We start from the raw sequence: 24,178 nt of genomic DNA, 5'->3' as shown, positions 1-24,178 counted from the left end.
GGGTCAGCGTGCCAGTTCACTGCGCCAAAGAGAAGCCGTCCCATGCCATCCGGCGCTGCGGGTGCGGGTCGAACTCGATGCGGCTCTTGCGGTCGAAGACCATGACGGCACGGTCCTCGGAGGTGTAGGCGGGCCAGTCGTCGCCTGGCACCCCGGTGCGGCTGAAGCTGTGCCAACGCCGCTGCACCTGGTTGCTCACTCGCAGCGCGGCGCGCTGATCGGCCGCGGCGGTCAATAGCGCACCGAACCTGGTGCGATAGAAGTCGAAGACGGCCAGCAATTCGGTGGCGTGGGTGGCTCCCAAGCCCGACCACCGCAATGTCCGCGGGGCGTAGTCGTACCGATACAGATAAGTGGGCGCGTGGCCGCCGTGGGCCTCGGCGATCTGCCAGGCCGCCGAGCTGAACGCGAAGTCGCCGCCGAGCTGCACGCACGCCGAGGGCGACGGGTAGTCCGGGTAGGCGGCGGTAATGCGTTCGCGGGCAGCCGGTTCGGTGTCGGCCAGCAGCTCTTCGATCATCGTTTCGTTCGTCGGCAGCATCCGCAGGAAGCGGGTGAACAACCGGCCCTCTTCGGCGTTGGTGCCGACGATGAGCGGGACTCGGTGGGCCCGGCCGGTGCGCATCGCCTCGACGGGATCGATGGGCAGGCAGTCGTCGCCGATGACCGGCCCAATCGGAAAGGCTCCCAGCCGTTTTTGCATACCCTGGTCGATCAGCCGTTCCTGCGTGTCGACCAGTTGGGCCGCGGAGGCCTGCATCAGCGCGTTGGCGGCGTCTTGGGTACGGGTCCCGAGGAGGTTGGCGAACCGGATGGCGAACTCGTCGGCAATCTCCTTCGACCGCACCAGGCCCGACGCCGGGCTCTCCGAGATCGCCCGGGCGAACAGGCCTTCGGCGGCGGGCACCGCCAACAGCGTGGCGGTGATGCAGGCGCCCGCGCTTTCACCGAAGATGGTGACATTGTCCGGGTCGCCGCCGAACTCCGCGATGTTGTCGTGGACCCACTGCAGGGCCAGCACCAGATCGCGCAGATACAAGTTGCTGTCGATGGTGACGTCCGGTGTCGACAGCGACGACAGATCCAGACAGCCCAGCGCGCCCAGCCGATAGTTGACCGAAACGTAGACGCAACCGCGTCGAGCCAGCGCGGCACCGTCGTACAGCGGGGTCGCGGAGCTGCCCATGATGTACCCGCCGCCATGAAAGAAGACCATCACCGGCAGCCGTTCGGCGGATTCGGGGCCGGATTCGGGTGCGACGACATTGAGGGTGAGGCAGTCCTCGCTCATCGGCTGGTATTTGCCAACCCCCAGCATCGTGTAGCGACGCTGTTGGGGCGCGCAGTTGGCGAAGCCATGACAATGCCGCACACCCGACCAGGGCTGGGCCGGCTGCGGCGCCCGAAAGCGCAGCCTGCCCACCGGGGGGCGAGCGTACGGGATGGATCGCCAGCGGTGCACGCCGTCGCGGGTGAAGCCTTCAACGATGCCGGCGGAGGTGCGTGCGCGGATGCTGCGCTGATGCATAACCCGACGGTAGCCGACACTACGTACGTAGGGCGGGCGGAGCACCTAAATCCGGTGCGTGGCGGCTAGCCTGACGGAATGCGGATCACCGCGCTGATCGCCCTGTCGCTGCTGATCGCTGGATGCTCCCACGCCGGCAGCAGCCACTCGGGGCAGACGCAGCCCCCCAACACCACAGCGGTATCGGGCTTCTCGCCGACAGCCGCCGGGCCCTCGTCGAGCAAACCTCCCGCGCCGTCGACGGCGCCCGCCGCCGGGGCGGCGATGCCGGACGTCATCGCGTGGATCGAGGCCGGTCATCCCGCCGATCCCGGTCGCTATCACACCGTGACGCGCGACGGGGTCGCCACGCCGTTGGGCAATGACATCGCCTTCACCGCCGCGACCGGCAAAGTCGTGTGCATGACGGACTCCAAGCACACCGGCAACGCGCTGGCCTGTCTGGTCGACCTCGCCAATCCCCCGCCCCGGCCCGAGACCGCCTACGGCGAATGGAAGGGCGGCTGGGTCGACTTCGACGGCACGAAACTGCAGATCGGGTCGGCCCGTGCCGACCCGGGTCCATTCGTCAACGGCAATGGACCCGAGTTGGCGAACGGGGACTCGCTGTCGTACGACGACAATCGCTGTCGCGCGGACGAAACCGGACTGTTCTGCGTGAACTACGCCCACCAGTCGGCGGTACGGTTCGCCGCCGCCGGCGTCCAGCCATTCGGTTGCCTGCGGTCGGTGCCGGCGCCCGACGGCGTCGGCGTTGCGTTCAGCTGCTGAGCCGCGCTAGGTGATCGTCGCGAAGAGCTGGCTCATTTCGTCGGCGGGACCGCCGGGCACGGTGTAACCGGTTTCGTCCCGGATCTCGCCGAGATGATCGCGCACATCCTCGATGGACAACGCGGGCCTGTAGAAACCCGTTGTCCTCCCGATGAAGAAGCGCGCGACGTGTCCGGCGCCGACGGTGTAGATCTCCCCGGAAACGGGGCAATCGTGGTGTGCCAGGAAGGCCACCACGGGAGCCACCAGCGCCGGGTCGAGCTTCCGAAGGTACTGGCCCACAAGGTCGTCCAGTACCGCTTGCGCTGATGCGTCCCCCTGCAGACCCGCGCCGTCGACGGAGTGCGCCAGCATTCGGGTGTAGGCGATCGGGGCGACAGCGTTCACCTTGATGTCGTGATCGGCCCCCTCGGCCGCCAGGACGCGGGTGAGGCCGATCAAACCCGTCTTGGCCGCGCCGTAGTTGCTCATGCGTTCGGCCCCAAGGATTCCGGCGGCCGAGCAGGTGTTGACCACCCTGCCGTAGCGTTGCTCACGCATGACTTTCCAGGCCGGCCGAGTCACGTGGAACGCGCCCTTCAAGTGCACGTCCAGCAGGGGCTCGAGCAGGTCGGCGGTCATGTCCTCGAACGGCGCGTCGCGCACGATCCCGGCGTTGTTGATCACGATGTCCACCCGGCCCCAAGCGCGAATGGCGGTGTCCACGATCGCCTTTCCGCCCTCAGGAGTCGTCACGCTGTGGGTATCGGGGACGGCCTCGCCCCCGGCTTGGCGGACCTCCTCCGCGACCGCGTCGGCCGCGCCGCCATCCGAACCGTCGCCCGTCACCGAGCCGCCCGTGTCGTTGACCACGATGCGCGCGCCGCGCGAGGCGAGGAGCAGGGCATATTCCTTGCCCAATCCCCCGCCGGCGCCGGTGATCACCGCGACCCGGTCGTCGAATTGCACCGGGTTGGTCACCAAGTGACCGGCAACTCTTTCATCCCGTAGATGTCGGCGTCCTTGAACCTCAGCTCGTCCGGCGGTACGGCCAACTTCAGCGACGGCAACCGGCGCGCCAGTGTCGCGAACGCGACCTGCATCTCGACTCGGGCGAGGTTCTGGCCGATGCACTGGTGCACGCCGTAGCCGAACCCCAAGTGTCCGCGGGTGTTTCGATCGACATCGAAGGTCTCCGGATCGTCCACGAAGGCGGCATCCCAGTTTCCGGCGGGCAGGTTCATCACCACGTATTCCCCGGCGCGGACCAGCTGCCCGCCGATCGTGAGGTCTTCGGTCGCCACGCGATCGACCTGGCTGTGCACGATGGTGAGGTAACGCATCAGCTCCTCGACGATGTTGGCGACGGCGGCCCGGTCGTCGGTTTGACCGAGCCTGGCGTAGACATCGGGATGTTGCAGCAGCGCAACGGTTCCCAGCGAAATCATGTTGGCTGTGGTTTCGTGGCCCGCCTGCATCATGATCACGCTGTTCATGGCGGCGGTCGCATGATCGAGCCGATTGGTGGCCACGTATTCGGTGACGAGCCGGCTGATCAGGTCGTCGCCTGGTTCGCGCTCCTTGCGCCCCACCAACTCCTCGATGTAGGCGTACATGGCCCCGAACGCCTGCGCCTTCTCCGCGTCGGAGGACTTCTGGTCCAACCCGGTGGTGGTATGCCGCTGGAAGAGCCCGAGATCTTCGGGCGGCACCCCCAGCAGCAGCGCGATCACCAGCGACGGCACCGGCAGGCCAAAGCTGCGCACCAGGTCGGCCGGTGGCCCGTGGCCGATCATCTCGCCGAGATAATGATCGACTATTTCCTGGATCTGCGGGCGCATCGCTTCGCAACGCCTGAAGGTGAAGTTGCTGGTCATCATGCGCCGCAACCGCTGGTGCTCGGGATCGTCTGTCCGCGCGAACATCACGGGGATGTTGTTGTCGGCGTCGGTCGGCATGATCGCGTCCGGAATGGTCTTCGCGGACAGGCGCGGATCCACCAGCGCCGCCCTGATGTCCGCGTAGCGGCTCACCACCCAGGCCGGATGTCCGTGGTACATCGCCCGGCGCAATCCCGGCTCCTCCCGCCAACTCGCGAATTCGGCGGGCGGCTTGAGCGGGCAGTGCGCCGCCCGCGGCACCGGAAGCACGGGGAGTTCGGTATCGGAGCACGAGGCGGAAGTTGTTGGCGTCACCGGCGCTTCCCATTAAGTGGCAGATAGCTGTCAATTGCATGAGCGTAGAACTCCGGCAATTGGCAGTCAACTGTCAGTTAAGCTGTCTTGGTGACCGCCATCGAGGACCGGCCGCTGCGAGCGGACGCCGCCCGCAACGCCGAGCGCATCCTGCGCGCCGCGCGGGCCGTCTACGGCGAGCTCGGACCGGATGCGCCCATCGAAGCGGTCGCCCGGCGCGCGGGTGTCGGCGAGCGGACGCTGTACCGCAGGTTCCCGGCCAAGGCCGACCTGGTCCGCGCGGCCCTGGATCAGAGCATCGCCGAGGATCTGATGCCGGCGATCGAGCAGGCGCGGCGCGCGGACGACCCGCTGCGTGGCCTGAACGAATTGATCGGGGCGGCAATAGGACTCGGCGCACGCGAACGCCACCTGCTGACCGCCGTGCACCGGGCCGGATCGCTGACCGCGGACATCTCCGACTCGCTGAACCAGGCCCTGCACGAGCTTGTTCGGCGGGGCCAGCGGGCCGGGCTGGTGCGCGCCGACCTGGTCGCTGACGATCTTCCGCGCCTGATCGCGATGCTGTATTCCGTGCTGCCGACGATGGATCCGCGCAGCGATGGCTGGCGACGCTACGTTGCCCTGGTTCTTGACGCGATATCGATCGCCGAGGCAAAGCCGCTGCCGGCCGTCGCTCCCTGGCGCGTCTCGGAGCCCAGCAGCTGGCGTTTGTGAGCGATCTAGTTGATGGTCACCCCGGCGTCGACCTTGAACTGTAGCCCCGTCACGTATCTCGCCTCGTCCGATAGCAGGAACAGCACCGCGTTGCTGACGTCGGCGGGCTCAACAGCCGGCGTGGGCATCGCGTTGACGAAGATGGGGATCAGGTCGGACCGTTGCTCGCCCAGCAGGGGCCCGAACGACGGCGGGACCATCCCGGTGGGGACGCCGGTCGGAAGCACGGTGTTGACGCGAACGTTCTGCGCGGCAAGTTCGTTGGCCAACGCGAGTGTCAGGCCGACGACGCCGTACTTCGCCGCTGTGTAGGGCGCCTGCAGCGGAAAGCCCTTGACGGCGCCGGCGGAGCTGACGTTGACCAGGCTGCCTCCCCCTTGTTCGAGCAGGTGCGGTATCGCGGCCGCGCAGGTGTTCCACACCCCGATGAGGTTCACGTCGACCACCGTGCGCCACTGATCGGCAGTGGTCCTGTCCCATGACGCGACCGTGAGCACGCCGGCGTTGGCCACCGCGCCGTCCAGTCCCCCCAGTTCGCCGACCGCGTCGTCGACAGCCGCGCGCAGCCGCTCTTCGTCGCGGACGTCGACAACATAACTCACACAGCGACAGCCGATTTCGTTGACCAGCCGTACCGTTTCGTCGAGGTCTTCCGTGCCGGCCAAGGGGTACTCGATCTGCGGCAGGGACTGGCAGATGTCCATCAGGATGAGGTCGGCGCCCTCCTCGGCGAGCCGCAGCGCATGGCTGCGCCCCAAGCCGCGGGCCGCCCCGGTGATCAGGATGCGTTTACCGGCGACGCGGCCCCGCATCGATTCCGCCATGCGCCTAGTGCTCGTTCCACATCACGCCGCGCATCGTCGCCGATAGCGGGATGTCCTCCACTGCGACCAGGCCTTGGGGCGCGCAGCATACCCAGTCGATCGCGTTGACCGCCCGGCCCGCCGTTGAAATGCAGCCCGCTTCAGTGGCATCAAGGACGGGATGGGAAACGTGAGTGTTTATCTCCACCCGCGGTTCACCCGCTACGACGACGCGGTGCACACCGGTGTGGCCCTCCGGGGGGAACTCCCAGTCGGGCGCCGCGGCCGAGGTAAGCCGTGTCACGTGCTCGAGGGTGATCACCGGCTCCCCGTCGCGCACGCCCTCGGTGGCGAACCGAACCGCGGCCATCTGGCCGGGCTCGACCGTCATCATCGTGCAGTCGATGCGCTCGGGCGTATACCAAGGTTCGCAGCGCTGGCGCACGTCGTCGAGTTTGATGTCGAGATTGTCCGCCAAGCTGCGCACCTGACCACCCCACATCGACACGATCACCCCGGGCAGGAACATCATCGGCGAGTCGTCGTCCGCGGTGGTTCCGAAACCCATTGCGGCACCTGTGAACTCGGCATCATCATAGTTTCCGTAGTCGAAGATCTCCTGCACAGTGATCGACGAGACGCGGGTGGTCAGGCTGACCGCGGAGTGCACCAGTGTGTCGCCCGAGAAGCCGGGGTCGATGCCGTTGACATACAACGACGAGTTGCCCTCCGCGCAGGCGCGCTCCAGGGGCACTCGCAACCAGTCGTCGGCGTGGTGGGGCGCGACAAGCCACACCATCGACGTACCGACGACGTTGGTCCCCGCCGCAAGGAATTTCGCCATCTGTTCGATGGCCTCCATCGGCCGGGTCTCACCTTGCGATGTGTAGACCACGCAGTCGGCGCCGAGGCCGACCAGGGCGTCGACGTCGTCGGTGGCGACGATGCCGGTCGGTTGGTCCAGTCCGCACAGCTGCGCTGCATCCCGGCCGATCTTGTCAGCGCTGGCGGCGTGCACGCCGACCAATTCCAAATCTGGCCGGCCGATGATCGCCCGCAACGAATGCCGCCCGACGTTGCCGGTCGAGAATTGGATGACTCTGCGCACGGTGACCTCATCTTCATTGGTGGGTGAAGACCCATCATGACGCGTTGAATCGCGGCCCGGGTCAGTAGTCCGGTATCGGCAGCGGCGAATTGTTCGAGTCGATGCCGCCGTCGACATGGAAGGTCGCGTTGGTCGCATAGCAGTCGCGAGTGCAGAGATAGACCGCCAGCCGTCCGAGGTCCTCGACGTCGCCCAGCCGATGCAGCGGCGTGGCCTCTTGCATCTTCTCCAGCGACCCGGGCATCAAATCCAGACTCCCCCGCAGACCATCTGTGGCGAACGAACCCAGGGCAATGGCATTGACGCGAATTTTCGGCGCGAGTTCCTGCGCCATGGCGCGCGTCAGGGCCTCGAGACCACCCTTCGCGACGCAGTACGCGGTCAACGCCCGAATGCCGAACCGCGCCGAGCCCGACGAGATGTTGATGATGGAACCGTGCCCGGCACTGAGCATGTGCGGGGCCGCGAGCTGACTCATGATGAACGCGGAGGTCACACACCAGTCAAACGTGTGCCGGAAATCCTCGTCGGTGATGTCCAGAAAACGCGCGTAGGTAGACCCGCCGACATTGTTGACGAGAATATCGATGCGGCCCAAGCGCTCCATGGCCGTGTCCACGACGCGTTCCCCGTCGGGACGACTCATCGCGTCCGCGACGAGCGCCAGGCCCTTGCCGCCCGCGGCCTCAATACCCTCAATCGTGCCAACGATATCCGCTTGGGTGCGCGCGGTCCCCACCACCGTGGCCCCGGCCTCCGCCAGCACCCGGGCGATGCCCGCCCCGACACCTTTCCCGGCACCCGTGACGATCGCGACCTGTCCGTCCAGCCGGAATTGCTCCAATGCCATGCCGGGCTCCTTCGGGATCGTGCGTAGGTGCGCCGTTCAATCTATGACTCTTGCTGACTACAGTCAACGAATTTGTGGGATCGTCATCCGTGTCGGCGCCGACTCCGCGATAGTGATCAAGTTGTGCAAGCCTTTTTGGCAAGAACACGGCATAATGATCTGTTAGCCGCGATGCTCTGGTATGAGTCGGGTCAACCGTGAGGAAAGAAATGGCTGTGACGGACCGGGTGTCTGCGCGAGAAGCCAAGCGCCTGCAGACGCGGGAGCGCCTGATGGGCGCCGCGATCGCGGAGTTCGCCCGCGCCGGGATGGCCGAAGCGGACGTGAGCGCCATCGTGGCCGCCGCGGGAGTCGCCCACGGCACCTTCTTCTTTCACTTCCCCACCAAAGAGCATGTGCTGCTGGAGTTGGAGCGTCGCGAAGAGGAGCGCATCGCCAAGCAATTCGCTCAATTCCTGAAGTCCAAGCATGATCTTGCCTCCGCCCTCAACGAGGCCGTCCGCCTGGTGATCGGATTGGAACGCCGGCTGGGCTATCACCTGTTCAATGACTTTCTCGCGCTGCACTTCTCGCAAACTCGTCCGCCCACCGAAGACGGCAGGGACCACCCTTTGGTGGTCTTGGTCGCCCAGGAAATCGCGCTTGCCCAAGAGCGCGGAGAGACGGATCCGCAAGTCAATCCCATGAACAGCGCGGTGTTCTTCCTGCTGGGTCTCTACTCTCTCTTGATCACCACCAACCACTGGCCCACCGGTCACGATCTACTGGAGGACTACGTGGCGAGGATGCTGCGAAGCTTGCAGCCTTGAACCGTGCGGCGAAACGCCTGCGCCGCAACGCCCGTCGCTACGAGCGCACCAGCCCGCGCAACGGCACCAGGCCGAGCTCCTTATGGGTGAGGAACCCCGGCGCGGCCTCGCACACGGCCGGAACCGTATTCGCCGGGCCCATTGCGGTCCAGGTGTAGCCCGGCTTGGGGTAGTTACCCCGTGGATCCGCCGGCGCCTGCAGGATCAGCTCGGTGGGTTCGTCGCCCTCGATCACTATGCGGTAATGATAGTGTCCGCCCCAATCCGGCTGCGGCTCAATGGCATCGTATTCGTCCATCGTGTACATCTCGTGGAAGGTGATGAGCGGCTTACCGTCGACCCACGTCGTCCACTTGTGATGCTGGGAGGCGACCGTGCCCTTCCTGATCGAGCCCTTGAAGCCGGGCATGTCGCTCGTCGGTCCCCCTTCATACGGGATGTCCCGGGTGGCTGTTCCCAGTTCGACCTCGGTTGTGTACCTGTCGACGGTCATCCCGAGGCCGTCGACCACCATGGCCATCGACTGGGCGAACAGCGGCCAGGCGTTGCCCAGCAGATTCGGCCCGGCCCGGAACTCTTCGGGAGTGTTCCCCATCCCCATCTCGTGCAGGTACTTCAAGGTGTCCTTGCCGAAATTCACCACCTCGTAGATGTGGATGGCGTCGATCCGGCTCACGATGCGGGCCAGCGTCAGGACGAGCAGGTCTCCGGCGAACCCCGGGTTGACACCGCCCGCGTGGAATGACGTCCCGCCCTCGTGGCACGCTGCGTCGATCTTGTCGATATCGGCCTGACTGTGCTCGGTGCGAAACCACCACGCGCCGCCCGACGCAACGACATTCTTGCCCGAACGCAGCAGGCGGCAGACCTCGTCGGGATCAGACCACAGCGGCGCGTAGAAAACACAATCGGCGTCAATCGCTTCAATCGCCGACTTGTCGGTGGTGGCTAGCACCCCGATCGGCGCGACACCGACGAGCTCGCCGGCGTCCTTGCCGACCTTCTCCGCGCGGTTGCAGAGTACCCCCACCACCTCGAAGGCGGGATTGTGGGCAAAATGACGGAGCGCGACCGTCCCGACATTACCTATGCCCCACTGGATTACGCGATACTTCCGCTCCGCAGACGATTCGGGCGTCATTGCAGCTCCTTTGGCCTGAGAGGCTGAGCGCTCGCTGCAGCGTAGGCGTTTCGCCGACGCCGTGTCAATGGCAAACGTTCTGACTGCTGTCAGTGGATAGTCGCGGAAGCGGTTCGGTGATCCCAGCCGGACCTCCGGATATCAATGTCGCATCGCGGCTGCTTGGGCATGCACACCAACCCCTGGCGATTCCATCAACCTCTGTTGCTGACTAAAGTCAGCCTGTTATAGTGCACCCACCGCTCAATCGGCGTCGATTAACGGGGAGGGTTCGTGAATCTGCCGAAGCTGCACCAGCGCGCCGCCGCCCCATCGGGGCCGACGTTCGACGAGCACGCGGAGCAATCGCAGCTCGCGCAGCGCCGAGCCGACAGGTGGCTCATCTCCGGCAGCCTGCTGATCGGCAGCGCGGCCCTAGGCGTCTTTGGGCTTCCGCTATTCCTCTGGGGGGTCCGGTTGTTGCGTCGGGCGCAACGGGACGGGCTCTCGGTTCGTCCGATGCTCGTTACGTTGCTTGGCTACCTGGTCATCATCGACGCGGCGATCAACGCCGTCGGGTGGGCGCTCGACCTGGTGGCCAACCACACCCTGCTCGCCCGCGTCCTGCTGAACGGCTGGGGCAACATGTTCGATGCCGGCTACTTCTGGCACTACAACGAGTTGTGGATCGGCGGCGCGGCGGGCCCCGGCGAAAAAGCCTGGGAGGTAGGGCTAATCCTGACCGTCTTCACGATGCGCATCGCCGCGGCCATCGGCTTCCTGCAGATGAAGCGGTGGGGCCACCAGTGGATGGTCGTCACCTGCTGGATGGGGGTGGTCATCTGGATCGGCTATGTCTTCAACATGACGATGTTCGCCGACGTGCGCTTCGCCGGTGTCGTGCTGCCGGTCGTCGGGTGGTGGCTCTACGACATCTTCTACATCACCCCGTTCCTCGCCATCCCGTATCTGCACACCGTCAACCGTGAACTCTTCACCGACTGATACGCGGCAACCACAGCTGAATTCGATGATCAGGAGGTCGGATCGTGGGCTATCTCTGGGAAATCCTTCGCTACGTCGCCGCTTGGGGCGGCACGGGCCTGATCATCTGGTTTTGGTATTGGTTGTTCTCCAACATCGGCACGTTTTGAGCGGCTCCCGCGATGGCTGAAGGGTCCGACCTCCATGCGATGGCGCTCGAAAGACGTTGTGCCGTGACGGCGGTGGCGTTGAGTGACCGCCGCCGCGAAGGCGCCCGGCTCGTCACGGGTGAGCGGCGCCGCTTCGGTTTGAATGCTGGGCTGACCTTCGTCCATATCCCCTACCCCGCCATGGCCGATTGGACGTGCAGGACCCTGACATGCGGTGTGGCGCTGCAATGTTCGCCGTCCAAGGAACGCATCACCGAATACCGGCTGAACGAGCTGTCCGCACGCGAACTGCGGGCGCTCGCGCTCGTCGAAGCGGGCGTCGCCGTCGGCTGGATAGGCGCGCGTTGGCCCGGCCTGCTACCCGAGCTGCGCCGGTTACTACCCGAAGTCCGCGCCGACGCCGGCGACATGAACGCCGAGGAGATGCTCAACCGCGCGGTCGCACTGGCCGCGACGGGTGGAGCCTTGACGACCCATCCGCTACTGGGCGACTTGCCGATGGCCTACACGCTGCCACGGGGATGGACCGACAAGTTGCGACGCAGTTTCGGCAGGATGCCCTGGACGACAACGCAGCAACGGGTTCCGCGGCCGTATTCGGTCCCCGTCGGCGGCGACGGCGGCGTCCGCAACCCCAACCTGCCTCCGCCGAGCCGTCCGCAAGACAACGATCTCGACCTCACCCCGCAACACCGGCCCGGCATTCCCTACCCCGAATGGAACGCGTGGACGCAGCGATTCATGCGCGACCACGTCGCCGTCGTCGAGACCGCGGACACCCGCAGCGTCCGCGGGCCGGCGCCCGTGACCGTCGACGTCCGCAAGTGGTTCGAAGAACACACCCACCGCGCGATGACGAACCGCCTCGAAGACGGCTCCGACCTCGATGTCGACGAATACGTGCGCCACTATGCCGATCTCACGACCGGCGAGGCCAAGGAGCCAAGGATATTCCGCGACCTGCTGCCCAGCGGCCGCGACGTCACCACGGCATTGCTGCTCGACGGCAGTTCGTCGCTCGGGGTGCATGGCGGGCGAATCTTCCGGCTGGAATTGGCTTGTGCCGATGCGCTTTCGCGGGCGATGACGCTGGCGCGCGAGCGTCATGGCGTCTTCGTGTTCACGGGCAACACCCGTCATCGAGTCGAAGTGCGCCGCCTGAAGGACTTCCACGACCGCCGGTTTGTACCGCCGAGCGGGCTGGGGCTGTCCGCCCGCGGATACACCAGACTCGGTGCGCCACTTCGCCATTTGACAAGCCGGTTGCTGGCGCAGCCCTCCGAACGGCGCCTGCTGATCGTGATCGGCGACGGCCTGATCTCCGACGAGGGTTACGAGGGCCGTTATGCCTGGGCGGACGCCGCGCACGCGGTCGAGGAGGCCAGCGAAGCCGGGGTGTCGATGTATTACGTGGGCGTGGGACCGACCAGAGTCGATCCCCTCCCGGAGGTGTTCGGTCCTCGCCGGTCCCAACGGATTCGGCGCATCGAGGAGCTTCCGCGGGTACTGGCCCATGTCCATCGTGAACTGGTCGCCGCATGAACGCCGCCACCGATACCTATTCCGCGAACGGCAACGAGGTCGAGCTGTTCGAGCAGGCCTTCCAGCGGCGCCTGCCCGTGATGCTCACCGGTCCGACCGGGTGCGGCAAGACCCGGTTCGTCGAGCACATGGGCCTGCTGTTGGGGCGGCCCGTCGTCACCATCAGTTGCCACGACGATCTCACCAGCTCCGATCTCGTCGGGCGCTTCATGGTGACCGGCGGCGACGTGGTGTGGACCGACGGCCCGTTGACCCGGGCTGTCAAGGCCGGCGCGATCTGCTACCTCGACGAGGTCGTCGAAGCCCGCCACGACTCGTTGGCGATCCTGCATTCGCTCACCGATCACCGGCGCTCGCTGTTCCTCGACCGCGCCGGCGAGGTGGTGCAGGCGCCCGACGGCTTCATGCTGGTGTGCTCGTACAACCCCGCATACCGCAGCTCGCTCAAGGAGCTCAAACCGTCGTTCCGCCAGCGGTTCGTCACGCTCGCGATGAATTATTTGCCGCCCGACCGCGAGGCCGAGGTGATTGTCGCCGAATCCGGAATTCCCGTCGCGACGGCACGGCGACTGGTCGATTGCGCCCTCGCGATCCGCACCGCAGACGAAGCCTTTCACTTCGAGCCGCCGTCGACTCGGGTGTTGGTCACGGCCGCGCAGCTGATCGCGACCGGCGCAACCGAATTGGATGCGGCAGACGCCTGCATACTCGCGCCGCTGAGCACCGACGGCGCGGTCACCGACGGTCTGCGTGAAGTGGCGGCGGCCAGCCTGGCCGCCGCGAAAACTTAGAAAGGAGCCGGTTGGCATGGATCTGAAAGAGCGGAAACGCAAGAGGGCGCTCATCGTCTTCCAGATAATGATCTACGGCTACTTGGCGGTGATGTTCGGAATCCAGCTCTATATGTCGTTTGCCCGCGGGTGGTGGGATCTGTGAATCTTCCTCTGCTCAACCGGCTTTCAGGCGGCTCGGTCAGCCTGGAGCATCACCACGACGAGTCCCGCCAGGCACAGCGTCGCGCCGACAAGTGGATGATCGCCGGCGCGGCCCTAATGGGCATGTGGGCTCCGGGGCTGATCGGATTCCCCATCTTCATGCGTGGGGTCTGGCTGCAGCGTCAAGCCCTGCGCGCCGGGCTGTCGGTTCGGCCAATGATCGTGACACTGATCGGCTATCTGGTGCTGATCGACGGAATGCTCAACAGCCTGGGCTGGGCGCTCGACTTAGTCGCCAACCACACGTTGATCAACCGGGTGCTGATGGTCGGGTGGGGCAACATGTTCGACGCGGGGTACTTCTGGCACTACAACGAGCTGTGGGTCGGCGGCGCCGCCGGGCCGGGCGAAAAGGCTTACGTGGCGGGGCTGATCCTGACGGTGTTCTCCATGCGAGTGGCCGCGGCGATCGGGTTTTTGCAGATGAAGCGGTGGGGCCATCAGTGGATGATCATCACCTGCTGGATGGGCGTGGTGATCTGGTCGGCCTACGTGTTCAACATGACCATGTACGCCGACGTGCGGTACGCCGGCGTCGTGTTTCCGGTCGTCGGCTGGTGGCTCTACGACATCTTCTACATCACCCCCTTCCTGGCCATCCCCTATCTGCACACCGTCAACCGCGAAATCTTTACCGACTAGGTTTAGGAGCACTGCGATGACCGAACCGTCAGCAACCAAGGAAAAGGACAAGACTCCAGATTCCGAGAAGCTCGAGCCGGGCACGACGCCGTACTACGCGCGAATGCACAAATGGATCAAACGGGCCGTCTTGGTGTGCCTGGTGGCGCTGGTGATCGAGGGCGCGTTCACGCTGCCGTTCATGGCGGTCTACTACGGCTACCCCACGCTCAGCCTGACCGAAATCTGCAGTGAACTCTTGAAGATTCGGTACTCGAACGACACCTTGGAGTGCAAGTACCCGTACCCGCCGCTCGGGCCGCCCGAGGGCGCGGAGGGCAAGGCCACCGCACAGGACGTGTGGGGCATCCAGCCGATACCGAAGTACCACCGGCTCGGGTTCCGCGAACTCGTACGGATTCACGACGAACGACTCGCGCGGCAGCACGCAGCGGCGCACCCGTGATCCCCGACTGAAGGAAATGCGATGACGGCGGACGATCAATCGCCTCTGCTCCATCACGTCGTGTTCGCCGTGGCACCCGAGCGACATGCCACCGCGGCACAATTCTTCACCGACCTCGGATTCGTCTTCGAGAATTTCCAGCTGGCCGAACTGGGCGTGGACATTCACCTGGACTGGAATCGCGGTATCGAGCTGATCAGCGCGATACCGGAATCGACGGGGTCGGTGGCCGCTTCGGTGAACAAGTTCCTGGAAAACCACGGCGACGGCGTGTACACCGTGGTAATCCGGGTCCCCGCGGCCTCGGCCGCCGAAGACGTCGCCGCGCGCTACGGCGCGGCAACGCGATTCCGGCAGAGCTTCGAGGGCGAGGGCACCTTCCTCGACGAAATCGACTTGTCGGTTTTGGGCCTGCCGTTGACGTTCCTGGGGACCAATATTCCGTGATCACGCCCGCGCGTCCACGGGTGCGGTATCCGCACGTTAGTGTGCTTGGGACACCGATAGAAGAAGTTGAGCAAATTTATGACTGCGGCAGCAGAAACGTCACCGATCGAAGCGCGGGTCGGCCACTACTACCAGATGGACGGCACCTACGTGGTCGGCCGCGAGAAGCTCCGCGAATACGCCCGTGCCGTGCAGGACTACCACCCCGCGCATTGGGATGTCACCGCAGCGGCCGACTTGGGCTACTCGGACCTGGTCGCGCCGCTGACGTTCACGTCGGTCCCCGGCATGACCTGCAATCGCCGGATGTTCGAATCGGTGGTCGTCGGTTACGACACCTACCTGCAGACCGAAGAAGTCTTCGAACAGCACCGCCCGATCGTGGCCGGCGACGAACTGCACGTCGACGTCGAGCTGTCGTCGGTGCGCAGGACGGCCGGCCGAGATTTCATCACCGTCACCAACACCTTCACCGACACGGACGGCGAACGGGTGCACACCCTGCACACCACCGTTGTCGGCCTCACCAACGAGGACGTCAATCCGGCAATCAAAACGGCGGTGCAAAAGATGATGATGCACGACGTCGACATCTTCGGTATCGGTGAAGAGGATTACCAGAAGACGGTGCGCCCCGAGGGCGAGGTTCGGATCGCCGAGGGAAGCACCACCCGGACGCCGGGGACGCCGTCCTTCGAGGACGTCCAGGTCGGTGACGAGCTGCCGGCGCATCACGCCCGACTGTCCCGCGGCGACCTGGTGAACTATGCCGGCGTGGCCGGCGACGCCAATCCGATCCACTGGGACGAGTCCATCGCCAAGCTCGCCGGGCTGCCCGATGTGATCGCCCACGGAATGCTCACCATGGGTTTGGGTTCTGGGTTCGCGTCCGCGTGGTCGGGCGACCCCGGGGCGGTAACCCGCTACGCGGTGCGGCTGTCCCAGCCTGCGGTCGTATCTGCTGCCGAGGGAGCGGACATCGAGTTCAGCGGCCGGGTCAAGTCGCTGGACCCGGCCACCCGTTCGGGCGTGGTGATTGTCGCCGCGAAATCCGGTGGCCAGAAGATCTTCGGCATGGCGACGATGAACGTCCGCTTCCGCTGACCGTTTTTCCGGGCGGCCGGCTCAGAGCTCGAGCACACGAATCTCGCCGGTGCCGCCGTCGACTTCGACGAGCGCACCCGACGGTAAGGCCTTGGTTGCACCCTGGGCGTCGACCACACACGGGAAGCCGAACTCGCGCGCGACCACGGCGGCGTGTGACATCGGCCCACCGAGTTCGGTGACCACGGCCGCGGCGTAGCAGAAGGCGGCGGTGTAACCGACATCGGTGACCTCGGCGACGAGAATCTCGCCGGGCTGCAGATCGTCGATGGTCTCCGGCCGCACGATCCGCACGCGGCCGCGTACCCGTCCCCCGCACACCCCGACCCCGTGCAGGGTGTCCCCGCTGGTCAGACCGGGCGGCGCCGTGCTGGACGGCTGCCAGCTGCCGCTGAACACCGTCGGGGGGACCACGCCGGCCAGTCTGCGGTGTTCGGCGCGGCGGCGCGCCACCACGCCGGCCGCATCGGGCGGCAGTGCGTCGAGTTCGTCCACCAGGAGGTAGAACACGTCGTCGGCGTTGTCGAAGATTTCGGCGTCGGCCAACCGGCGCCCATACTCGCGGAGCAAACCGCGCAGCACCCAGTTCGCGCGGACCATTTTGTCGCGGCGGACTTCGCGGTCGCGGATCTGACGCGCGGCCAGCGCCGCTATGGGCTTGGCGCGCAACGGAATTCGTGGGGGCGGTGGCGGCGGAGTGGGCGGGGCGGTCATCGCCCTGGCCACCATCCGGACCAGCAGCTCGGGGATGTCGGCGTAACTGGTCGACAGCATCTCCAGCTCCGCAGGGCCGCGATGACCGATCAGCTGAAGCTCGGACAACACCGCCGCATGAAACTCCGGCGCGTCGGCGGCCAGCTTTGCGAGCCGCTCTCCCGGCTCGCCGAGCAGCCGTACCACGTTCGGGTCGCGCCGTGCGGCAACCACCAACCGATGCACCGCCTCCACCGACCGCGCGCTGACCAACTCCGGCCCCGCCTGCGGGGCGGTGTCGCGCCCGCACAAGCCTCGCAACAACACATTGAAGGCGGCGCACAGCATGAACGACACCGAAGACAGCACCCAGCCGTGCACGACATCGTCGCGTGCCAGCAGGATCAGGCTGAGCAGGCGGCGATCGTCTAGCCGGGTGACGTCGTCACCGACCAGCCTTTCCAGGCGATCGACATCGGCCAGGTACTCCGCGGTGTCGCGGGGCGAACCGGCGCTCAGGCCGACCAGGTTGACGCCGAACACGCCGATGTTACGGACGGTGCGCAATCTCCTTCGGGCGCCGCTGGTTTCGGTGGGCGGGCGCTGTTCGCCGAAGATCGGCAGGGAGGCCATGCTGGGACCGAAGTATCCGCTGTTCCTGACGACCGTCGGGGGCTTGACGAACGGCACGGTTTCGGCCATGAAGTGCGCCGACGTGATTGCCCCATACAGCCGGTGGGCGAAGACCGCGACGGTTCGCATCGCGATTTCCCGCTGGACGATTCCACCGGGACGCAGCCGCTCGGCGATGGTCACTCCACCGGCGCGCAGCCCGCGCACGGTCGCCGAGGCCGACGACGGCGAAAACGGACCGGGCAGCGCCTCCGATAGGTTGGTCGCCAAGAAGGTCGGGAAACGCGGATCGATCGGCGTGTCGAATTCCCCGTTATCCCCCGCCGGGCCAGCTAAATTGGGTTTCACCCCGTCTTCGGACGGCGCGTCGACGGCGGGCAGGTCGGCGATGTTGGTGAGCCGCCACGGGATCGACACCACCCGCTTGCCGACGGTGACCCGACCGCGAACCGCCAGCGCGAAATCGTCGACGCACTCCTGGGCGTTCCAGGTCGGCTCGACGCCCCACTCGTCGCGCAGCCGCGAGGTATCCATTAACGGGGCGCCCCGCACCAGCTGTAGGTCCGCCGGCCCAAATCCCAACCGCACGATCGGGCGTCCCACTGCGGCGGCGACCTGACGGAAGCTCACCGCTCCGCGTGCCGCGAGATTGACAGGGCCGCTACCGGTTTCGGTGTTCAGCAGCGCCCAGGCGAATAGTCGAAGTGCGTCGTCGAGGTGGACCACCTGCATGCGACGATCGGCTGCCCCGCCGGGAAATGCCGGCAGCGCCAGTAGCCGGCGCACCCAGTTGTCGACGCCGCGGCCGAGAATCGGCGCCGAACGGATCGCGACCCAGTCCAGACCCGACGACTCAAGCAGCTGTTCGACGCGGGCTTTGTGTCGGCCATCCTCTAGGACCGGGGATAGCGCGTCGGTCTCGGCCTTCGGAGTGTCTGGCCCGCCGTAGACGTGTGCCGACGACGCGAAAACGATGCGCCCGCTGCCGGTCTCGGCCATCGTCTGCAGGACGTTGCGCGTGCCGCCGATATTGACCTGCTCGCTGTTGCGCGCCCAGGCGCAATGGGCGACGACGTCCGCACCGGCGATGGCGTGCTTGACCGCTTCGGCGTCCCGGATGTCCGCTGCGACGAATTCGGCCGCGCTCGACCAACTTTCAGGGCGGTGGCGCGCGATGCCGACGACATCGTGGCCTTGGCTGAGAAGCCGGGCGGCAAGGCCGCGGCCGAGCACACCACCGGCCCCCGTGATCGCGACCTTCACGGAATGTCTTTGCTCATGGCTACTCGTCGTCGTCGTCCATCAAGGCCGCGTTGACGAGGGCGTCGAGATCCATGTCCGCGATGTCCTTCTCCGTCGTCACCGCGGGGGCGGCCCCCTGGGCGCCGTCGGCCTCATTTGCCAACGCGAGCAACAGCTCCAGGACTCCGGCCTGGCGCAAGCGCTTGACCGGAATCGACCCGACGACCCGCTGGATTTCGGCTTCGCCCGGCGCGGCGGCGACCGCCTGTTGCTCCGATGCGCCGACGAGTTCGCGGTGCATGTAACCGGCCAGCGCGGCGGAGTTCGGGTAGTCGAAGATCAACGTCGGCGACAGCGCCAGGCCGGTGGCGGACTTGAGCCGGTTGCGCATCTCGACGGCGGTCAGCGAGTCGAAGCCCAACTCCTGGAAAGCCCTGTCGGGATGGATGGCCTCGGCGCTGGAGCTGCCCAGCACGGTCGCGATGTTCGACCGCACCAGGTCCAGCAGAATCGCCTGTTGCTCGTCCTCGGGTAGCCCTTCGAGCCGTTGCAGCAGAGCCGATTTCGACTTGGCGGCGGCCAGCGAGTCGTCGACCTGGCGACGGGTGGGCGCATTGATCAAATCGACGAACATCGGCGGCAGCGTGCCCGCGTCGAACTTCACCCGCAGCGCCGCGAGGTCGATGTGGGCGGGCAGCATGAATGGCTCGTCGACGATGAGCGCCGTGTCCATCAATTCGAGCGCCTCGTCCGAGGACATCGCGACAATCCCGTCCCGCCCGAATCGGGCGCGATCGGCGGCGCCCAGCCCGCCGGTCATGGCGCTGGCCTGATCCCACAGTCCCCAGCCCAGCGAGACCGCCGGCAGCCCCTGCGCCCGCCGGTGAGCGGCCAGCCCATCCAGGAACGAGTTGCCGGCCGCGTAGTTAGCCTGACCCGATGCGCCCGCCAGCCCGGCTATCGACGAAAACATCACGAAGGCAGCCACATCCAGATCGCGGGTCAACTCGTGCAGGTTCCACGCCGCGTCGACCTTCGCCCGCAGCACGGCATCGAGCCGCTCGGGAGTCAGTGACGCCACCACCGCGTCGTCCAGCACCCCAGCGGCGTGAATCACCCCGGTCAGCGGGTGCTGCACCGGGATGTCGGAGATCACCTTCGCCAATGCCTCGCGATCCGCGGCATCACAGGCCACCAGCTCCACCTGGGCGCCCGCCGCGCGCAGCTCGAACATCAGCTCCGCGCCGCCGGGTGCATCGGGACCGCGCCGGCTGACCAACACCACGTTGCGCGCCCCATGGCGGGCCACCACATGCCGCGCGAGCGCCGAACCGGCCATCCCGGTGGCGCCGGTGATCAGGACCGTGCCCGCCGTCCAGGCATCCGGCATCGTCATCACGACCTTGCCGACGTGGCGGGCCTGGCTCAAGTACCGCAACGCGGCAGGCGCACGTCGAACATCAAATCTGGTGACCGGCAGCGGGCGCAGCACGTCGTCGCCGAACAGTGCGGCCAACTCGTCGAGCAGCTGCGCGATGCGGTCCGGTCCGGCCTCGAACAGGTCGAAGGCGCGGTAGCGCACGCCGGCGTGATCCCGGGCGACGACCTCGGGTTCGCGAATATCGGTCTTGCCCATCTCCAGGAACACCCCGCCGGGGGCGACCAGCCGCAGCGAGGCATCCACGAAATCACCGGAGAGCGAGTCGAGCACCACATCCACGCCGCGCCCACCGGTCGCGGCCCGGAACTTTTCCTCGAACTCGAGGCTGCGCGAGTCCCCGATGTGGTCGTCGTCAAAGCCCATGGCCCGCAACGTGTCCCACTTGCCCCGGCTGGCCGTCGCGAACACTTCCAGGCCGAAGTGACGGGCCAGCTGGACGGCGGCCATGCCCACCCCACCGGCGGCGGCGTGTACCAGCACCCGCTGGCCGGGTTTGACGTCGGCCAGGTCGACCAGCGCGTAGCGCGCGGTGGCGAACACCACCGAAGCCGTCGCGGCGGCGGTGTATGACCATCCCTCCGGCACCTTGACGAGCAGTCGCTGGTCGGTGATCGCGACCGTTCCCGTCCCGTCCGGAAACAGGCCCATGACGCGGTCGCCGACCGTGAAACGTCCGTCCTGCGAGGCGGTTTCTGTGATTGTGCCGGCGGCCTCGATGCCCATGACCGCGTCCGGATCGGGATACAGGCCCAGGGCGATCATGACGTCGCGGAAGTTGGCCGCAATGGCCGACAACGCGACCCGCACCTGCCCGGGCCCCAGCGGCGCATCGGCGTCGGGGATCCGCTCCAACCGCAGATTCTCGATAGTTCCCCGACTGCTCATGCCCAGCCGCCACGGTCCGGCATCAGGTGGCACCAAGAGGCCGCCGACCGCGCGGCTGCCCAGCACCCGCGCGGTGTAGACCGTCCGATTGCGCAGCAACACCTGCGGCTCGCCGACCGCGAGAACCGCCGCTATCGCGTCGGCGTCCAAGGGCTCGTCGGTGTCGACGAGCACGATCCGGCCGGGATGTTCGGTCTGCGCCGACCGCACCAGCCCCCACACCGCCGCGCCCGCCAAATCGGTGACGTCCTCCCCCGGCAGCGCCATCGCGCCGCGGGTGGACACCACCAACGTCTCCGCCCCGTCGCGGGCCAGCCACGATTGCAGCACCGGCAGCACCGCGCGCGTCGCCGCGTATACCTCGGTCACGACGTCACCGGCCACCGGTGCCGATTCGAACAGCACCGCCGAGCGCTCGGCCTCGACGTTGTCCGGTTGCTCCAACTCCGTTGTCCCCCAGGCGGACACCGATACCGGCTGCACCGCCGCCGACGGCTGGGCGGACCAGACGACCTCGAAGAGCCGGTCCGGCCCCGAACTCGACACCGCGGCCAACAGCTGCTGGTCGGTCACCGGGCGGGCCACCATCGACTCCACCGAGAGCACCGGCAGCCCCAACCCGTCGGCGAGCTCGATCGACACCGCCGATTGGCCGTTCGGCACGATCCGCGCTCGCACGGCCGCCGCCCCCGCGGCGTGCAACGACACCCCCTGCCAGGAGAACGGCACCAGCATCGAGCCCTCGGGAAGCTCGCCGCCATCGGACGCGAGGATGACCGCATGCAGTGCGGCGTCGAGCATCGCCGGGTGGACGCCGAAGCCGGCCGTCGACACCCCGGCGTCGGTGGGCAGGGTGACTTCGGCGAAGACTTCGTCGCCGCGACGCCACATCGTCGTTAGTCCACGGAACGCGGGCCCATATCCGTAGCCGCGCTCGGCCAGCCGCTCGTAGCCGTCGCCGACGTCCACCGCGACCGCACCCACCGGCGGCCACGCCGAGAGATCCCCGCCCGGCTGTATCGATCCCGCGCGCAGAACGCCTTCAGCGTGCAACGACCACGCAGATCCGGTATCGGTCCGCGAGAACACCGACACCTCGCGTGCGCCCGAATCATTCGCGCCACCCACCACGACCTGAACGGCGACCGATCCGTCGGCCGGCAACACCAACGGCGCCGCCAGATTCAGCTCGTCGACGATCCCGCAGCCCACCTGGTCGCCGGCGCGGATCGCCAACTCGACAAAGCCCGCTCCCGGGAACAGGACGACCCCGCCGACGGCGTGATCGTTGAGCCAGCCCTGCGCGCCCGGCGACAGCCGACCGGTGAGCACGACTCCGCCCGACGCCGGCAGGTCCACCACCGCGCCGAGTAGGGCATGTTCGCCGGCGGCGAGACCCAGACCGGCGGCATCGACCGCAGCGCCCTCGCCGGACAGCCAAAAGCGGCGTCGCTCAAAGGCATACGTCGGCAACTCGACGAATTTGGCCTTCCCGAGGGCGCCGCGCCAGTCCACGGCCATCCCGGCGACGAACCCTTGCGCGACGGCGTTGGTCAGGGACACCGGCTCCGGGCGGTTCTTGCGCAAGGCCGACATCGTCGTCACGGCGGCATCCGGTAGCGACTCTTCGATCGACGCCGTCAGCCCGCCGCTGGGACCGACTTCGAGGAAACGGGTGCCGCCGGCCGAGTGCACGAAGCGCACGCTGTCGGCGAATCGCACCGCCTCGCGCACGTGCCGCTTCCAGTACGCCGCCGAAGCGAAGTCGTCGCCAGCGAGCTGTCCGGTCACGTTCGACACGATCGGGATGGTGGCGGTGCCGACGGCGAGTCCGGCGGCGACGGTGCCGAATTCGTCGATCATCGGATCCATCAACGGCGAGTGGAAGGCGTGCGAGACGGCGAGCTGATGGACGCGACGACCGTCGGCGCGGAGCCGCTCCGCGATCGCGGTCACGGCGTCGTCGGGGCCCGAGATCACCACCGAGGCCGGGCCGTTGACCGCGGCGATACCGGCCTCAGGCGCCAGCAGCGGCCGCACCTCCTCTTCGGTGGCTTGCACGGCAATCATCGCCCCGCCCGCCGGCAGGGCCTGCATGAACCGGCCCCGGGCCGCAACCAGTACCGCGGCGTTCTCGAGCGACAAGACGCCGGCGACGTGCGCGGCCGACAGCTCGCCGATCGAGTGGCCCATCACGAAATCGGGGTGCACACCCCAGAATTCCAGCAACCGGAACAGGGCAACTTCCACCGCAAACAGCGCGGGCTGTGCGAATTCGGTGGAGTTCAACAGGTTTTCGTCGGACCCCCAGATGACGTCGCGCAGTGGGCGTAGCAGGTGCCGGTCGAGTTCGGCCACGACGGCATCGAACGCCTCGGCGAAAACCGGGTACGCGGCGTGCAATTCCATTCCCATGCCCAGTGTCTGGGCGCCTTGGCCGGGGAAGACGAAGACGGTCTTGCCGCCGGGTGTCGCGGAACCACCAATGAACGACCCGGCCGGATCGTCGTTGGCCAGCTCGTCCAGCCCGGTCAGCAACTCCTCGCGGTCACCGCCGACGACGACGGCGCGATGCTCAAACGTCGACCGGCCGGCCAACGACCACCCCACATCGGCGATGTCGAGTTCACCGTGGGCGCGCACGTGCGCCGCCAACCGCGCGGCCTGAGATCTCAACGCCGATGGCGACTTCGCCGACACCGCCCACGGCACCACCGGCACGCGGGGACCTGGTTCCGGCTCGGCGGGCTGCTCGGCCGGGACGGCCTCGACGATGACATGTGCGTTGGTGCCGCTGATCCCGAACGACGACACCCCGGCCCGACGGGGATGATCCGCGGGCCATGCCCGCGCCTCGGTCAGCAACGACACCGAGCCCGCCGACCAGTCCACGTGCGGGCTGGGCTCATCGACATGCAGAGTCGCGGGCAGCGTCTCGCGGCGCATCGCCAGCACCATCTTGATGACACCGGCGACGCCGGCGGCGGCCTGCGTGTGGCCCATGTTCGACTTGATCGACCCCAGCCACAGCGGTTCGGCCCGGTCTTGTCCATAGGTCGCCAACAAGGCCTGCGC

At 66.9% G+C, this 24,178-nt stretch carries 20 protein-coding genes; 11 read left to right on the top strand and 9 right to left on the bottom strand.

The window, feature by feature from the left end:
* Positions 1 to 16: 16 nt before the first annotated feature.
* Complete coding sequence (locus A5736_RS07715; RefSeq protein WP_076245437.1) at positions 17 to 1,528, bottom strand: carboxylesterase/lipase family protein; 1,512 nt, start codon at positions 1,526 to 1,528, stop codon at positions 17 to 19.
* Positions 1,529 to 1,606: 78 nt separating this feature from the next.
* Between A5736_RS07715 and A5736_RS07710 the strand changes: the two genes are divergently transcribed.
* Entirely contained in the window at positions 1,607 to 2,299 is a 693-nt protein-coding gene (locus A5736_RS07710) for a hypothetical protein (RefSeq protein WP_076128059.1), read from the top strand.
* Between the two features lie 6 nt (positions 2,300 to 2,305).
* Here A5736_RS07710 and A5736_RS26720 read toward each other — a convergent pair whose 3' ends face one another.
* Both A5736_RS26720 and A5736_RS26715 read right to left on the bottom strand, forming a co-directional pair.
* Positions 2,306 to 3,259 (bottom strand): SDR family NAD(P)-dependent oxidoreductase, encoded by a 954-nt coding sequence (locus tag A5736_RS26720; protein WP_083700580.1) that lies wholly within the window; start codon positions 3,257 to 3,259, stop codon positions 2,306 to 2,308.
* A complete protein-coding gene (locus A5736_RS26715; protein ID WP_254848316.1) occupies positions 3,256 to 4,338 on the bottom strand; it encodes a cytochrome P450 in 1,083 nt (360 codons plus the stop codon). The genes A5736_RS26720 and A5736_RS26715 overlap by 4 nt, the downstream gene beginning before the upstream one ends.
* A 225-nt stretch (positions 4,339 to 4,563) precedes the next feature.
* On the opposite strand from A5736_RS26715, the gene A5736_RS07695 reads away from it, so the two are divergent.
* Positions 4,564 to 5,190, top strand: coding sequence for a TetR/AcrR family transcriptional regulator (locus tag A5736_RS07695; protein WP_076245434.1), 627 nt, complete (start codon positions 4,564 to 4,566; stop codon positions 5,188 to 5,190).
* 5 nt (positions 5,191 to 5,195) lie between these two features.
* Here A5736_RS07695 and A5736_RS07690 read toward each other — a convergent pair whose 3' ends face one another.
* The 3 genes from A5736_RS07690 to A5736_RS07680 all read right to left on the bottom strand — a co-directional run bounded on the left by A5736_RS07690 (position 5,196) and on the right by A5736_RS07680 (position 7,951).
* Entirely contained in the window at positions 5,196 to 6,002 is an 807-nt protein-coding gene (locus A5736_RS07690; protein WP_076245449.1) for a mycofactocin-coupled SDR family oxidoreductase, read from the bottom strand.
* A 16-nt stretch (positions 6,003 to 6,018) separates the two neighbouring features.
* Positions 6,019 to 7,101: a dihydrodipicolinate reductase gene (locus tag A5736_RS07685; protein WP_076128048.1), complete on the bottom strand. Its 1,083-nt coding sequence runs from the start codon at positions 7,099 to 7,101 to the stop codon at positions 6,019 to 6,021.
* A 61-nt stretch (positions 7,102 to 7,162) separates the two neighbouring features.
* A complete protein-coding gene (locus tag A5736_RS07680) occupies positions 7,163 to 7,951 on the bottom strand; it encodes an SDR family NAD(P)-dependent oxidoreductase (RefSeq protein WP_076245433.1) in 789 nt (262 codons plus the stop codon).
* Between the two features lie 209 nt (positions 7,952 to 8,160).
* Here A5736_RS07680 and A5736_RS07675 point away from each other — a divergent pair, with 209 nt between their 5' ends.
* Entirely contained in the window at positions 8,161 to 8,760 is a 600-nt protein-coding gene (locus A5736_RS07675; RefSeq protein ID WP_076245431.1) for a TetR/AcrR family transcriptional regulator, read from the top strand.
* 37 nt (positions 8,761 to 8,797) lie between these two features.
* Here the strand turns inward: A5736_RS07675 and A5736_RS07670 are convergent, their stop codons facing one another.
* Positions 8,798 to 9,901 (bottom strand): dihydrodipicolinate reductase, encoded by a 1,104-nt coding sequence (locus A5736_RS07670; RefSeq protein ID WP_076128041.1) that lies wholly within the window; start codon positions 9,899 to 9,901, stop codon positions 8,798 to 8,800.
* Between the two features lie 273 nt (positions 9,902 to 10,174).
* Here A5736_RS07670 and A5736_RS07665 point away from each other — a divergent pair, with 273 nt between their 5' ends.
* From A5736_RS07665 to A5736_RS07635, 8 genes are all read left to right on the top strand, one after another.
* Complete coding sequence (locus A5736_RS07665; RefSeq protein ID WP_076245430.1) at positions 10,175 to 10,885, top strand: hypothetical protein; 711 nt, start codon at positions 10,175 to 10,177, stop codon at positions 10,883 to 10,885.
* 161 nt (positions 10,886 to 11,046) lie between these two features.
* Positions 11,047 to 12,576 carry a nitric oxide reductase activation protein NorD gene (locus A5736_RS07660; RefSeq protein ID WP_076245428.1) on the top strand — a complete coding sequence of 510 codons (1,530 nt, stop codon included), beginning with the start codon at positions 11,047 to 11,049 and terminating at the stop codon, positions 12,574 to 12,576.
* A complete protein-coding gene (locus A5736_RS07655) occupies positions 12,573 to 13,367 on the top strand; it encodes a CbbQ/NirQ/NorQ/GpvN family protein (RefSeq protein WP_076245427.1) in 795 nt (264 codons plus the stop codon). The genes A5736_RS07660 and A5736_RS07655 overlap by 4 nt, the downstream gene beginning before the upstream one ends.
* 16 nt (positions 13,368 to 13,383) lie before the next feature.
* Entirely contained in the window at positions 13,384 to 13,512 is a 129-nt protein-coding gene (locus A5736_RS27025) for a hypothetical protein (RefSeq protein WP_255376723.1), read from the top strand.
* Positions 13,509 to 14,213, top strand: a complete 705-nt coding sequence (locus A5736_RS07650; RefSeq protein ID WP_076245425.1) for a hypothetical protein — start codon at positions 13,509 to 13,511, stop codon at positions 14,211 to 14,213. Before A5736_RS27025 ends, A5736_RS07650 begins: the two co-directional genes overlap by 4 nt.
* Before the next feature lie 16 nt (positions 14,214 to 14,229).
* A complete protein-coding gene (locus tag A5736_RS07645; protein ID WP_076128028.1) occupies positions 14,230 to 14,658 on the top strand; it encodes a hypothetical protein in 429 nt (142 codons plus the stop codon).
* A gap of 21 nt (positions 14,659 to 14,679) precedes the next feature.
* On the top strand, positions 14,680 to 15,105 hold the full coding sequence (locus A5736_RS07640; protein ID WP_076245424.1) for a hypothetical protein: 426 nt from the start codon (positions 14,680 to 14,682) through the stop codon (positions 15,103 to 15,105).
* 78 nt (positions 15,106 to 15,183) lie between these two features.
* A complete protein-coding gene (locus A5736_RS07635; RefSeq protein WP_076128023.1) occupies positions 15,184 to 16,209 on the top strand; it encodes a fused (3R)-hydroxyacyl-ACP dehydratase subunits HadA/HadB in 1,026 nt (341 codons plus the stop codon).
* Positions 16,210 to 16,230: 21 nt separating this feature from the next.
* On the opposite strand, the gene A5736_RS07630 is transcribed toward A5736_RS07635, so the two are convergent.
* Positions 16,231 to 18,798, bottom strand: coding sequence for a sugar epimerase family protein (locus A5736_RS07630; protein ID WP_076245422.1), 2,568 nt, complete (start codon positions 18,796 to 18,798; stop codon positions 16,231 to 16,233).
* 19 nt (positions 18,799 to 18,817) lie between these two features.
* Positions 18,818 to 24,178: type I polyketide synthase (locus A5736_RS07625; protein ID WP_139333192.1), on the bottom strand; the 5,361-nt coding region annotated here is incomplete at its 5' end.

This window comes from Mycobacterium sp. SP-6446 (assembly GCF_001954045.1).
Lineage (GTDB): Bacteria > Actinomycetota > Actinomycetes > Mycobacteriales > Mycobacteriaceae > Mycobacterium.
This window is presented reverse-complemented; position numbering and strand designations above follow the sequence as displayed.